Source organism: Acinetobacter bereziniae (assembly GCF_016576965.1).
GTDB lineage: Bacteria > Pseudomonadota > Gammaproteobacteria > Pseudomonadales > Moraxellaceae > Acinetobacter > Acinetobacter bereziniae.
Genome location: NZ_CP066119.1, coordinates 1749212 through 1763012, shown reverse-complemented (window position 1 = coordinate 1763012; position 13801 = coordinate 1749212). Strand labels below are relative to the sequence as shown.

The 13801-nt window shown below is 38.3% G+C and carries 11 protein-coding genes; 4 read left to right on the top strand and 7 right to left on the bottom strand.

From position 1 onward, the window contains the following. Nucleotides 1-46: 46 nt before the first annotated feature. The gene (locus I9192_RS08210; protein WP_005029922.1) at nucleotides 47-814 is read left to right on the top strand and encodes a sulfite exporter TauE/SafE family protein; all 768 of its coding nucleotides are present in this window, start codon (nucleotides 47-49) and stop codon (nucleotides 812-814) included. A gap of 26 nt (nucleotides 815-840) precedes the next feature. Here I9192_RS08210 and I9192_RS08205 read toward each other — a convergent pair whose 3' ends face one another. The 4 genes from I9192_RS08205 to I9192_RS08190 form a co-directional block, all read right to left on the bottom strand. After that, complete coding sequence (locus I9192_RS08205) at nucleotides 841-1269, bottom strand: hypothetical protein (RefSeq protein WP_005029923.1); 429 nt, start codon at nucleotides 1267-1269, stop codon at nucleotides 841-843. A gap of 36 nt (nucleotides 1270-1305) precedes the next feature. After that, the gene (locus I9192_RS08200) at nucleotides 1306-1947 is read right to left on the bottom strand and encodes an SMI1/KNR4 family protein (protein ID WP_005029924.1); all 642 of its coding nucleotides are present in this window, start codon (nucleotides 1945-1947) and stop codon (nucleotides 1306-1308) included. Between the two features lie 98 nt (nucleotides 1948-2045). After that, nucleotides 2046-3140: a fatty acid desaturase family protein gene (locus I9192_RS08195; RefSeq protein WP_005029925.1), complete on the bottom strand. Its 1095-nt coding sequence runs from the start codon at nucleotides 3138-3140 to the stop codon at nucleotides 2046-2048. Nucleotides 3141-3152: 12 nt separating this feature from the next. Next, the gene (locus I9192_RS08190; protein ID WP_005029926.1) at nucleotides 3153-4220 is read right to left on the bottom strand and encodes a ferredoxin reductase; all 1068 of its coding nucleotides are present in this window, start codon (nucleotides 4218-4220) and stop codon (nucleotides 3153-3155) included. 140 nt (nucleotides 4221-4360) lie between these two features. Between I9192_RS08190 and fabR the strand changes: the two genes are divergently transcribed. The 3 genes from fabR to I9192_RS08175 all read left to right on the top strand — a co-directional run bounded on the left by fabR (nucleotide 4361) and on the right by I9192_RS08175 (nucleotide 7532). After that, nucleotides 4361-5056 (top strand): HTH-type transcriptional repressor FabR, encoded by a 696-nt coding sequence (gene fabR / locus I9192_RS08185; RefSeq protein WP_005029927.1) that lies wholly within the window; start codon nucleotides 4361-4363, stop codon nucleotides 5054-5056. Between the two features lie 43 nt (nucleotides 5057-5099). Next, the gene (dapB, locus tag I9192_RS08180) at nucleotides 5100-5924 is read left to right on the top strand and encodes a 4-hydroxy-tetrahydrodipicolinate reductase (RefSeq protein WP_005029929.1); all 825 of its coding nucleotides are present in this window, start codon (nucleotides 5100-5102) and stop codon (nucleotides 5922-5924) included. Nucleotides 5925-6515: 591 nt separating this feature from the next. Continuing rightward, nucleotides 6516-7532, top strand: a complete 1017-nt coding sequence (locus I9192_RS08175; protein ID WP_004831423.1) for an AI-2E family transporter — start codon at nucleotides 6516-6518, stop codon at nucleotides 7530-7532. 85 nt (nucleotides 7533-7617) lie between these two features. Here I9192_RS08175 and I9192_RS08170 read toward each other — a convergent pair whose 3' ends face one another. The 3 genes from I9192_RS08170 to I9192_RS08160 form a co-directional block, all read right to left on the bottom strand. Next, on the bottom strand, nucleotides 7618-9312 hold the full coding sequence (locus tag I9192_RS08170) for an AMP-binding protein (RefSeq protein WP_005029930.1): 1695 nt from the start codon (nucleotides 9310-9312) through the stop codon (nucleotides 7618-7620). An 807-nt stretch (nucleotides 9313-10119) separates the two neighbouring features. Continuing rightward, a complete protein-coding gene (gene rapA / locus I9192_RS08165; RefSeq protein ID WP_005029931.1) occupies nucleotides 10120-12957 on the bottom strand; it encodes an RNA polymerase-associated protein RapA in 2838 nt (945 codons plus the stop codon). 139 nt (nucleotides 12958-13096) lie between these two features. Then, nucleotides 13097-13741: an RluA family pseudouridine synthase gene (locus I9192_RS08160; RefSeq protein ID WP_010590944.1), complete on the bottom strand. Its 645-nt coding sequence runs from the start codon at nucleotides 13739-13741 to the stop codon at nucleotides 13097-13099. Between the last annotated feature and the right edge of the window lie 60 nt (nucleotides 13742-13801).

Genomic DNA, 13801 nt, shown 5'->3' with positions numbered 1-13801 from the left:
AATATCTTTTATGATTGTTTTCTTAAAATAAGTTAGAACTTCTGTAATGGAATACGAAACAATACTGCTGAGTTTGGGGTTCTTTGCGTTTTGCGCGGGTTTAATTGATGCTGCCGTGGGTGGTGGTGGATTAGTACTCCTACCTGCGTTAATGCATGCTTTTCCGACTCGAAGTTTAGCCACTGTTTTTGGAACCAATAAAATTATTGCTATGGCAGGTACAGTGTCATCTGCATTTGCTTACTTTAAGAAAGTGACTATCAATTGGAAACTTATCTTGCCGACCATGTTGGCAGCATTTATATTTTCATTCTTCGGTGCGATGTCTGTTTCCTTAATTCCAAAAGAATTGATGCGCTATATCGTATTCTTTTTGCTTATCTTGATTGCAATCTACACTTTTGCCAAAAAAGATTTAGGTAAGATACACACAGTTTTACAAACTGGAAAAAAAGAAATTGCACTTGGTCTATTTTTTGGTGCATTGATTGGTTTTTATGATGGAATTTTTGGACCAGGTACAGGTAGCTTCTTGCTGTTTTTGTTTGTTAAAGTATTTGCTTTTGATTTTCTAAATGCCTCAGCTTCTGCAAAATTGGTCAATGTTGCCACCAATATTTCCGCAATGTTTTTCTTTATTCCCGCAGGGCATATTTTATGGATGGCAGGAATTATTTTAGCCGTATGTAATGTACTCGGCTCTCTCGCAGGAACCGCCCTCGCCTTTAAATATGGGAGTGGTTTTATTCGAATTTTCTTTCTGATTCTTTTGATCTTTCTAATTGGACGTATGGGATATGATTTATTTTTCTAATCCAAATCAACCCTTCAGATCTGCGTTTAGATCGGTTCCCGATGTAAAATAATAGCGTTATAGCCATAATCTAAACTTGAACACTCGACATCAAGCCTATCCCCCCTTTGAGGGTTTTGTTCAAAGGCGACACTCCATAAAAAATTTGGATCTTGTTCAAAGATATAACAAAGTTCAATACAAGAGATATGATTAAATGCATGATATCGGATTGAGTTTAATTCACCATTGCTTAAATCCAAGGCAGAAAATTGCTGAATATACTGTTCTCCAAATTGCACCAAATCTGTAACCAAAGGTTCAGCAAGTTTTAAAAAGTCAAACTGTTGCTCAGGAAATATCTCGGCATATTCATTTGGAATCAATACATCAACCCATTGATTTTCAATGCTGGCAAACCAATGCTGGAATTCAGAGACATACTGGAAATCTTGAAGTTTAGGAAATTTAATCATTCACCTCTCACACAGTGCTTACAACACAATTAAAACTTACTCAAAATCAGGGCGTGCCCATCGTTCACTCATATGCCAATTAATGATATCAATCGTTGGATCAGTTTCTAGAAATTCATTTTCATCTTCTAATGCCTCTTCATTCAACTGATATAAGTCAGCTTGTAAATCCTGACAAAACTGTTGGAGTAAGTCATCAATCGAATTGGCAACCAAAATCCCCACGTTATAATCATGATCAATAAAAATGACCTGCCCACTGACACCTAAAGCTGTCGGTGCTAAGTCCAAATATAAACCAGTTCTTCCACCGTCATGTGCAAACTGAATCCAATCTCGATGATAAGCATTACTTGGGTTAATTTGCGGATCGGCATGTTCTAACACAAAAAGCTCATCCACAAGATCTGCAAGCTCTAGTCGTCTATTTTCAATTGTGGCAAGAGATAAAAACGCCATACCATAAAACAAACTTCCAAGGTTCTCTTCTTCATTCATACCATTATGCCAACGGTAGAGTGCTTTAAAATCTTCTGGCAATGTTCTTGAAATCTGATGTTCAAAGCCTTCAATCTCGACACTGTTTGCCGCAGGATTCAATGACTGCTTGGCAATTTGTGGCGCATGCTGTTCTAACCAGCTTTGTATATCTTCTAATTGTTTTTGAATCATTTTCATTATTCGCGGAAATAACCTTTGACTAGAGTTTACTCAAAAAAATCAAACAATGACAATAAAAAAGCCACTCAAAAGTGGCTTTCATATTAAAGCATTCATTATTTTTTAAATGGAAAAGCATATTTCACAATACGTCCGAGTACCTGACCATACTGCTTAAACAAACTGGCATTGTTGTAGTTCAAACCATATTTTTTACATACAGCTTCCACTTTAGGTGCCATTTTACGATAACGGCGCGCAGGTACTTCTGGAAATAAATGATGCTCAATCTGATGGCTCAAATGCCCTGTTAAAATATGGAATGCTTCAGACCCTGTGAGATTTGAAGAACCCCGAATCTGACGCATATACCAATGACCACGGCTTTCATCCTGTAAAACAGTTTTAGGAAAAACTTCAACATCTTTGGTAAAGTGACCACAAAAAATGATACTAAATGTCCAAATATTACGAATACCATTTGCCACTAAATTACCAGTAAATACTGGCAAAGCAGCTGGACCAGCAATCAAAGGAAAAAATAGGTAATCTTTAAAAAACTGCTTACCGATTTTTTTCTGTGTTGGTTTCCATTCTTCTTTAAATTGCACCCATGTTTTTCGCTTATAGATTAATCTTCCGATTTCAAGGTTTTGGATCGCAACCCCCCACTGAAACAATAAGCAGAAAGGAATTGCGTATAAAGGCTGAAGCAGAAAACCCGGCTTCCAACGTTGTTCTGGAAACAGGCGTAGCAAGCCATAACCAATGTCATCATCCATGCCTTTAATATTGGTATAGGTATGATGTTTATAGTTATGGGTTTGACGCCAATTGTCAGACGTCCCCACAATATCCCATTCGTAAGTTGTTCCTTTAAAACGTGGATCATTCATCCAATCATATTGCCCATGCATGACATTATGACCAAGTTCCATATTTTCCATGATCTTTGCAAAGCTGAGTAAACCTGTCCCTAATAACCACGCGGGTGGAAACCAACCTGCAAACAAACAGGCACGTCCTAAAATACTGCTATAGCGAATAGCGGCATATACTTTTTTAATGTATTTGGCATCTTTCTCGCCAATATCATCCAGGACTTCTTGCTTAATCGCATCCAACTCTCGTGCAAGTTCATCCAACTCAGTCTGACTCAGTTCACGATTTTTGGTATTTTTAAAATATTGAATTTTAACTGGCATATTCATGGTAAAACTCGCTTAAATATCAATCACTAAATCAGTCTGAGCTGTATTTACACAGATTCTCAGTAAATTATTTGGTTCCGCATTCTCTTGACCATTTACCAAGTTTTGCGTTGCGCCCTGTACTTTATTGCATGCACATTTATTGCAGATTCCCATTCGACAGCCATGTTCTGGTTTAACATTTTGCTGTTCTAGACCGACTAAAATTGCCTGCCCTTTTGGAATTGCTATCACTTTATTGGATTTGGTTAAAGTAACATTTACAAAGCCTGTATCATCTGATTTTACAGGGCTTAAACTAAATGCCTCACTTCTAAATTGTTTGGCATTTTCAAACAACTGTTCTGCTGTTGCGACAAAACCTGATGGTCCACAGGCATAGACTGTACTCAGTTCTAAGTTTTTAATCAGGTAGAGATACTCTGTATTCAAACGTGTATCCGCTGGTGCTTCTTGTGTATAAAATACATCGAATTTAAATTGCGGATATTGCTGTGACAATTGTTCAAAATATTGCTGAAACACCACATCACTTTGCTTTTTAACCCAATACAGTAGATGTACAGGCTGTTGATCCATTTGATGTTTCGATAATAAAGCCTGAATCAAACTGTACATCGGTGTGATGCCACTGCCCGCTGCCAATAAAATCAGTGGATGTACCGTTTCAGGAAGCAGCATATCGCCATAAGGTTGACCAAACTCAATGATGTCACCGATTTGGATATGATCAATCAACCATTGACTAACAACACCTTTTTCAACTTTTTTTACAGTAAGCAAGACATGTTGTTGATCCAGTTGTGTCAGACTATATGTACGCTCATAGCGTCGACCGTTGACTTCAACCACGACTGGATGATGTTGACCTGCCTGCCCCATTTTAAAATGACGATTCGTTTTAATTTTTAGACTTACAGTGTCTGCAGCTGATTGTTTCTTTTCAACAATTTCCCCTAATGCTTGTTGAACAGACCACAAAGGATTAATTTTTTGTAGCCAAAAATTGGCAGTATCATTCCCCAATACCATATCAAATATAGACGTTACAGGAGATTTTTGCTTTTCAATAGCGTGCATGTTGAGCTCACCATCTGAGTGAATTTTAATTATTATACACATGTATATATATTTGTATATATAACCGTATTGTATCTAGACATTTCACTTATGTAATCGCAACCGCTATAATGAAAAATATTTTAAAGATTTGATAATTTATGAATCCAACGTCAGCATTACCTCAGAACGCCTCTTCTGTTCAAGATCAAATTCATGAGCTTGAAAAAGTTTCTGTACGTACCGTTGGACGCAAAGCAACCATTACCAAAGAAGAATTATTCCAAGCAGCATTAAATTTAATTGGTCCACAAAAAAGTATTTCTTCACTGAGCTTAAGAGAAGTTGCTCGTGAAGCCGGGATTGCGCCGAATAGCTTTTATCGACACTTTAAAGACATCGATGAATTGGCGATTGAATTAATTGATCGTTCAGGTGTGGTATTGCGTCAAATTTTGCATGAAGCACGCATCAAGGCCGTAAGACAAAGCAGTATTATTCGTAGTTCTGTAGAAGTTTTTATTGAACAATTAGATGCCGATGAAGGTAATCTAAGCTTATTACTGCGTGAAGGCTATACTGGATCAAAACAATATAAATTGGCTGTTGAAAAACAGTTAAATTACTTTCAACAAGAATTACAGGAAGACTTGATTCGAATTGAGCGAATTAATCACAGTAAACTGACTCATCCTGATTTAGTGGCTAAAGCCATTACACAGTTGGTCTTTAATATGGGTGCGAATGTGATTGATTTGCCAGCCGCTGAACGCAAGGAAGTTGCGGAGCAAACCATGATTATGATTCGGATGTTACTTGAAGGCTCTCGTCATCTGGATGAAGCACAAATTAAATAATCCCTTTACTTCAACGACCTCATACCATTATAAGCATCCAATAATGAGCAAAAATCAACAGAATATCCGCGTAGGTATACTTGGTGTGACAGGTAGAATGGGACAAATGCTTGTTCAAGCATCTATTCAAGCTGGATTACACATTACGGTTGCGACAGGCAGAGCCGGAAGTCCATCTATTGGTCAAGAACTCGGTACATATTTCAATCGAGACTCCTTAGATGTCATCATTTATGAAGACTTAGCAGCAGTTATTCAAAATTGTGATGTGGTGATTGATTTCACCACAGCTGAAGCTTTGTCTCATCACCTTGAAACCTGTCAACAAGCAAACAAACCAATCATTATTGGTATTACAGGTCTATCTAAAGCATTGAATCAGCGTATTGTAGAAGCAGCTCAAACAATCACTGTTGTACATTCAGGTAATTATTCCATAGGCGTCAATTTATCAGTCGACTTGGTACGTGTAGCAGCACAATTACTCGGGCGTGATTTTGAAACTGAGATAATTGAAGCCCACCACCGCCATAAAATAGATGCCCCATCAGGGACAGCCTTGATGTACGCTGATGCAATTTCCGAAGTAAGGCAGACATCTCTCTCTGATTTCGCTGTTTATCAGCGCTTGGGCAATCAAGCTGAACGAGATCCACAAAGTATTGGATTACAAGCAATTCGGGGAGGAGATATCGTGGGTGAACACAGCACGATTTTTTTTGGTCATGGTGAGCAAGTTGAAATCAAACATATTGCAACCAATCGTATGAATTTTGCTACGGGCGCTGTTCGCGCAGCAGTGTGGAGCATGACTCAACCATCTGGTTTATATGATATGCAAGATGTCATCCATTTTCATCCAGATTAGCATTTCAATGCCAACTCACTTTTAAATTTCCATCTAGAGCTTCCATTGAGAACTCAAGCCATTTAAATCTTTATGCCGGAATAACTTTAATAACTTAACGTGAGTTCGACGCAAGCACACCTTTAACTTATTGAAAAACAATAAATTTATGCGGAGTCTTACTGAGTTTTCATCCATTTTTTGGATCAGCCTGCGGCTCGCCATACTTGTATCTTTTGTTTTGGCATGAGGAGCGAAGCTCCGCAAGGGCAACCATCTTGCGCAGCGGTATCGCTGCTCACCGCAAAACTCGTCAACCACCAGCAATACATATAATCAGTCGCAGAAACAATATCTTATAAAAGTAGTCCTGCCTCGAACAGTTGCGGATGACGTTTCTGAGTATCATATTTCATCAAGGATTTTTATCGAACTCAGGTTAACTTAGCAATAGTGAAAGAATATATTTCATTCAATATTGATGCAAAATATTTCACATAGAATTAAGATTCATATATAAAAATAGTTGTTGTCGTCCAAAGCTAGAGCGGTTTAAATTTAGTTGCGGTTTTTATGACCCATACATCAATTGTATAATTGAGCCAAATTCACATGAAAATGTTAAATGATCGTCAAAGCATTATTGCAAGTTATTTGCTTATGCTGATCTTTTTGTCTTTACTCATTCCACTACATTTACTCGCATCTTTTTTTGCAGGATTTGTTGTTTTTGAAATCATTAACAGTCTAGGCACGGTCACGGAAAAATATATTGATGGTCAACGAGCACGACTGACCATCAGTATTGTACTCGCGATCATTATTATTTCTCTGATTGTATTGAGCATCACTGGTCTTATCAGTTTTGTGCAACATGATTTGCAAGGTGCTGGAATCCATGCCATTAGCGATCAAGTAGATCAAACACTACAAAAACTGCAACTTGAAGTTGCCCAGTATTTCCCAAGTTTTATTCCCTATTCTTTAACTGAATTAAAAGACCAAACCTTTGATCTAATTAAAGATAATTTATCAACTTTAAAAAATACTGGAACTGGTTTTTTACATAACTTAGCCACGATGCTCATCGGGATGATTGTCGGAATACTGGTTTCATTAAATCGCCTACATCCGCAACCTGACCAACCTGCATTTAAACGAGCCATGATCACTCGGATTGAAAATCTTTCCAGCTCTTTTAAGAATGTAGTTTTTGCTCAATTTAAAATCTCATTGATTAATACTTTCTTATTTTTGCTGTTCTCACACCTACTGCTCCCTGCTTTTGGTGTACAGTTGCCCTTTGCCAATACATTAGTGATTCTGACATTTATTTTTGGGCTTATTCCAATCGTTGGGAACTTACTCTCCAATACGATTATTGTGATTGCAGGCTTGACCATTTCAGTATCCACAGCCGGTATTGCACTGCTCTATTTGATCTTTATTCATAAACTTGAATATTTTATCAATGCAAAAATTATTGGAACCAAAATCCATGCAGCATCGTGGGAAGTATTATTGGCAATGCTGGTTTTTGAATCTCTTTTCGGACTTGCAGGCTTAATTATTGCACCTGTTTTCTATGCTTATCTCAAACTTGAGCTTAAACAAGCTGAAATGATTTAAGTAGAATGCAAAGTAAAACCTCATTCATTCAAAAGACGCTTTAAAGCGTCTTTTTTACAGGTTTGATTTGGTCGTTTTCAAGCAATTATTCCCAAACAATCTCTTGCTTTTGTTGCGCCCAATTATCCAGAAATGGTGCATAACGGCTTTCAATCTTATTACGTTTAATCTTCATTGTCGGTGTGAGCAAATCATTTTCCATAGTCCATGGCTCATTGACAATCACAAAGAAACTCAGCTTTTCATGTGGCTCAAGCTCTTCGTTGATTGTCGTCCTTAAAGTTTTTAGTGTATTTTCAATATCATCTTTTTGTCCATTCTGCTTTAAATGAAGCCGTATATCCTCTGCCAACATGATAAAAGCAACAGGCTGTGGTTGGCTCGAACCACCCACACATACAGACTCAATTAAAGCATTGTTCCCCAATTTCTGTTCTGTCGGAACAGGCATGACATATTTTCCTTTAGAGGTTTTAAAAATGTCTTTAATCCGCCCTGTGATTTTTAAACGCCCTTGTTGATCAATTTCACCTAGATCACCAGTACGTAAAAATCCATCTGCAGTGATATCTTCTGCTGTCTTTTCTGGATTTTTATAATACCCCAACATGGTTCCTGGGCTTTTTACTAAAATTTCGCCATTTTCATCGATTTTACATTCTACCTTCGGTTGCACATGCCCAACATAGCCCATGGCAAACTGTCCTACTCGTGTGACATGCGAATAGCCACAGTTTTCAGTCATTCCATAGACTTCGAGCAATTCCAAGCCTAAATTCCTGTACCACATTAAGATATCAATCGGTAAAGGTGCTGCTGCTGTAAAAGCATAACGCACATGATTTAATCCCAATTTAGTTAATAATTTCTTTTTGAGTAAATTGCCTACAAGCGGAATTTTGAACAAAACTTTTTGGACATGTAGAGGAATTTTTTCATTAATTCCTAAATAAAATTTTGTCCAAAGCCGTGGAACTGAAAAGAATAAGGTAGGTTTAGCACGATTTAAATCTTCTATAAACGTTTCTAGCGAATTTGCAAAATAAACAGTGAATCCACACACCATCAACGAGGTTTCAATAAAAATACGTTCAGCCACATGAGCCAGTGGTAAATAAGATAATGCTCGGTCATTCTCATTGACTTGATAGATGGTTTTAAGTTCCCGTGCACCTGCCAAAATCGTTCCAAAGCTTTGCATTACCCCCTTGGGTGCACCGGTACTTCCCGAGGTATAGACGATGGTTGCCAATGTATTTTTATCTGGTAAAGCAGGGTCTTGCAGCGGTTCAGTCGTCTGAACAATCTCATTCCATGAGGGTGCATCATATTCAGGTGATAAATTTAGCGTGATACATGGCAAATCTTGTGGAATGACGGGTTTGACTTCATTCCAACTGTCTGCTTTGCCGTCAAGCTTTCCAATAAACAATAATTTTGCTTCGCTGTGATTAAGTACATAGGTCGCACCTTCAGCATTTAATGTCGGATAAAGTGGTACAGAAACATAGCCAGCCATCCAAATCGCTAAATCTGCCATGATCCAATTTGCGCTATTTTTTCCATAAATCGCAATCGCACTTTGTTCAGGTAATCCCAAGGATTGCAGGTAAGCAGCCATTCGTCGAACTTGTGATGCAACTTCAGACCATGTATAAGACACCACCTCCCCATTGGCAAGCGGCTGAACAAATGCCTGTTTTTGCGGTAAATGTTTTTCCCAGTGAAGTAAATAATGCACATGGGTATCATGAAACTCAACAAAATCCTTGTTTTCCATATCGTTTCTTCCATTTATTGTAAGTTTTTATCTCTGGTAGAGGCTTTCAGCTTTAAATCTGATTGATGAATATGTGAAAAAAATATTGGATGAAAAAGTGACAATGTACAAACAAACTTCAATCCATATTCAATCCTTGAAACGGAAAGCACTTTATTTTAATAGCATAAAATGAATTGAGATGTATATATAAATTCGCTAATTATTTACGGTTGATACTGGCTCAATCATAGCCCCCTACTCAAACATGATATCTCACTGATAAAATATCAGGTGCTACAATTAAGCTAGCACATTGTGTTTTAATTTTTTAGTCACAATCATACCAATCAATATGATTCACTTAATATAAATGAAATAAGCTTTGCTTTTTCTATCAGCCAATTTTACTTATCGTCGCTATCGCGGTTGGCGACATGGATGTCGCCGTCGGTCAAGGGCGATATGGATATCCCCTTTGACTGACGAAAGATTTTTGTTACTTTTCATCTCTGAAAAGTAAAGTATCGCCTACGCGAATCAATTTAAACTTTAGATGTAAAGCGTGGCATTGCAAACTTTATATCATCAAGCAATATATTGATTTTATCGGTCTAAAAATTATATTTACTGTATGATTTTTTAATAGACTCACTATATTATGCAAGTTTTCTTTAATGGTATCACTCAAAACAAAAACAGAATGTATTTACTTAAAACTTATTCACCAGCAAACAATTCATCAATGCATTGATCCTATAAATCTCCATGAATAGATACAAAAAAGCTCCCGAAGGAGCTTTTTTAATACAACAATTAGAAATCGAATTAAGGTTTAACCACGACCAATACTTGAATGGCTTCTGGTGTTACGGACAAGCCATCCAATAAAGCTAAACCTTCTTTCTGAAATTTCTGTAAACGTTGAATTTCATCAGTACGAATACTTGGATTAAATTGTTTTAAATAGCTCAAGCGATCAATTTCATATTGCCATTTACTACCGTAAATCTCTTTCGCTTGTTCTTTAAGTTGTGGTAATGCACCTTTTGCAATATCAAGCGCTTGAGCATAACGCTGCTCAATCACTTCACGACGAGCTTTAACCACTTGGCGACAGCTATTACTATCTAAATGATGCAAATACGGCTTAATGATTTCTGGATCAAGCTTCGCGGTAATGTCCTGACCTGTTTCAGTCAATAGAACACGAATCAATTGCGTCGGTAAACTTGATGGAAGATTCAAAGCTTTTGGTGCAATCACATCTACTTTAAACCAAACCTCTAACAAGATCGTCCCTTGTTTAAGCGCATTGGTTTTAAGAATTGCAACATTGGTACTGCCAAAAGATTGAGTACGAATGATTTCCATCACACTTTCAGTGAAAGGATGCTCCAGTGTTAAATATTGTGCATCTTCACGAATCTGTGCCTGATCACGATAGAATGTCGCAGTCATGCCTTCTTCATCAATATCCAAACCTTGCACTTGCATCTGGTCTGTCGGTTTGATGATGACAGTACCGTTACTTTGCTCATCGAAATCAATATTGGTCGATGCCATAAAACGCTTCATGAACATCGGCAATAAAGTGTTGTCATCATAGTCTTCTAATGCAGTGACAATCTCCTGCGCCACGATCGGACGGCATGAATTGTACTCTAACAGACGGTCACGACCATCTTGCAACTCTGCTTCAAGCGCTTGACGCTGTACATTGACCGCTTCAAGCAAGTCTTCGAAAGCCTGTCCTTTATCTGCCAATAAACATTCTTTTAAATCAACAATAAAGTTTTCTTGCAGCGTTTGCGCTGTTGGCGAAATATTACTGAAAATGTTGAGTGCTTCATTATACCAACGGAACATACGCTCTTGTGCAGTACCAATCAGATAAGGCACATGAATCTGAATACGATTTTCTTGTCCAATACGATCCAAACGTCCAATACGCTGCTCTAATACATCAGGATTTGCAGGCAAGTCGAAAAGTACCAGATCCGAAGCAAACTGGAAATTACGTCCTTCCGAACCAATTTCAGAACACAGTAAAATCTGTGCACCATAGGAATCTTCAGCAAAGTAAGCCGCAGCTTGGTCACGTTCCAACAAGGTCATACCTTCATGGAACATTGCTGTACGAATCCCTGCATGGATACGTAACGCATTTTCAAGCGCTTCAACGACTGGACCACTACGTGCAATCAACAACACTTTTTTATGCTTTAAATCTGAACGCAAACGCTCCATGAGCCATGTCACACGTGGATCAGTTTCCATCCACGCGCCATCAAGCTGTCCTTCTTCCGGCCACATTTGCTCACGTAATTTACCATCTTTAGACCAGTTCTCTGGTGCAGGCAAAGCTGCTGGCTGGCAATCACGTCCAGGAAAACCTTGAATCGCTTCTCGTGTATTACGGAATAAAATACGACCTGTACCATGACGATCTAAAAGTTCATGAATGGCACGGAAACGGTGTTCAGGTTGATCTTCAATTGGATGCCCCAATAGTTTTTCAACTGCTGCCAAATGTTCAGCTTCAAGAGGCAAATCAGACATCAATACTTCAGCGATTTTCGCAGTATGATGATATTGCTCTTCTTCATCCAAGAAGCGATCAAGTGAACTAAAACGTTGTGGATCAAGTAAACGTAAACGCGCAAAATGGCTTTCTACACCTAACTGCTCAGGTGTTGCAGTAAGAAGCAATACACCTTCTGTCTTTTCAGCAAGCTCTTCAACCAAATCGTAACGATCGTTGCCACCCTCTTCCTCACTCCACATCAAGTGATGAGCTTCATCGACAACCAGCAAATCAAAACCTGCTTCAATCGCTTGTTCACGCAAGTCATCATGGTCGATCATCAAGTCTACAGAAGCAATAATACATTGTTCAGTCAAGAATGGATTGAGTTCAGGATCGTGTTCTTTGATCGAAGCTGTACGAGTCAAATCAAACAGTGAGAAATTTAAATTGAAACGGCGACGCATCTCAATCATCCACTGATATTGCAGTGAATCTGGCACCAAAATCAAAATACGTTCAGAACGACCTGTTTTAAGCTGTTGATGAATGATCAATCCCGCTTCAATAGTTTTTCCTAGACCAACTTCATCAGCCAATAACACACGTGGGGCAAAGCGTTTACCCACTTCATGTGCAATATAGAGTTGGTGAGGAATCAATCCAACTCGTGCGCCAACCAAGCCACGTAAAGGAGAGGTTTGCATATTGGCTTGCATCTGCATTGCCTCAATACGCAAGTCATACCATTCCTTATAATCAATTTGGCTTGCGAGTAAGCGCTCTAAAGGTTTTGATAGTTGAATTTGCGCACCAATACGCGTTTCATTCAATGCCTTTTTCTCTTGCTCACCATTGTCCAAGGTACGAATCACGTTATAACGAATCACACCATTGCGGTCATCAAAGGATTCGACAATCCATTTAATCCCTTCTTGATCTTGAACTTCATCATTAACATTGAAAACAATACGAGATAGAGGTGCATTATTACGTGCATAGACACGAGTTTCGTCACTTTTCGGAAAAAGAATACTGATTGAACGTTCATCGACATCAATCAATACACCTAAACCTAACTCAGTTTCTGTGTCCGATAACCAACGTTGACCTATAGCAAATTGTTGCAATTTTTCCACCTTTATCTCATGTTAGGGCTGAAACATGGTTGCTCAAATCAGGAGAATATTTGAACAAAGTTTACACCCATTACGCAATACTTTTTGACATAAAGCTCATTAAATTTTGAGCGACTTAATTTCAACTTAAAAATTTTGACTAAAACGGAACTGGACAATCAAATTGTACAAGCTCCTCTGTTTTAGGATGATGAAAACTGAGTTGTTGTGCATGTAGACATAATCTTGGCGTAAGCTGCTGCTGTTCTACGGTTGCATATAAAGTATCACCAATAATGGGATGACCTAAATATTGCATATGTACACGTAACTGATGTGACCGTCCTGTAATCGGTGTTAATTGCACCCGAGTTACAGCCTGTTCTTGAATATGAAAATGCTCGATTGCTTTCCAGTGTGTTAAAGCTGGCTTGTTATGTGCTGGATCTACAATATGTAAAGGAGGATGTTCGGGATCATACACCACAGGAACATCTACAGTACCCTCACCTGCTAAGGTTCCTGCAACAACGGCTTGATAAATTTTAGCGGTTTGGCGCTCTTGAAACTGCCGCGAAATGGTTTTCTGTCCCCATTTGCTTAACCCAAAAACTAAAATACCAGAAGTATCACGATCTAAACGATGAATGAGTAAAGTCTTGGCTTCGATTTCTAATAATCTATTGATCACACAATCTTGTAAATCTGCTGTTTTTCCAGGAACAGTGAGTATGCCTGCTGGCTTATCAATCACCATAAAATCATCATCAAGATGTATCAGGTGTTCGGTTAGAAAATTACTCAAAGTTCAGTTCCAATGATCACGCAAACAAGCAGGCAATTCTAAGAATCTTGGACTAAAAAT

Bases quoted from the DNA above. Each gene is read 5' to 3' on its own strand.
- I9192_RS08210 (WP_005029922.1), top strand. From the start codon at position 47: ATGGAATACGAAACAATACTGCTGAGTTTGGGGTTCTTTGCGTTTTGC.
- I9192_RS08205 (WP_005029923.1), bottom strand. From the start codon at position 1,269: ATGATTAAATTTCCTAAACTTCAAGATTTCCAGTATGTCTCTGAATTC.
- I9192_RS08200 (WP_005029924.1), bottom strand. From the start codon at position 1,947: ATGAAAATGATTCAAAAACAATTAGAAGATATACAAAGCTGGTTAGAA.
- I9192_RS08195 (WP_005029925.1), bottom strand. From the start codon at position 3,140: ATGAATATGCCAGTTAAAATTCAATATTTTAAAAATACCAAAAATCGT.
- I9192_RS08190 (WP_005029926.1), bottom strand. From the start codon at position 4,220: ATGCACGCTATTGAAAAGCAAAAATCTCCTGTAACGTCTATATTTGAT.
- fabR (WP_005029927.1), top strand. From the start codon at position 4,361: ATGAATCCAACGTCAGCATTACCTCAGAACGCCTCTTCTGTTCAAGAT.
- dapB (WP_005029929.1), top strand. From the start codon at position 5,100: ATGAGCAAAAATCAACAGAATATCCGCGTAGGTATACTTGGTGTGACA.
- I9192_RS08175 (WP_004831423.1), top strand. From the start codon at position 6,516: ATGAAAATGTTAAATGATCGTCAAAGCATTATTGCAAGTTATTTGCTT.
- I9192_RS08170 (WP_005029930.1), bottom strand. From the start codon at position 9,312: ATGGAAAACAAGGATTTTGTTGAGTTTCATGATACCCATGTGCATTAT.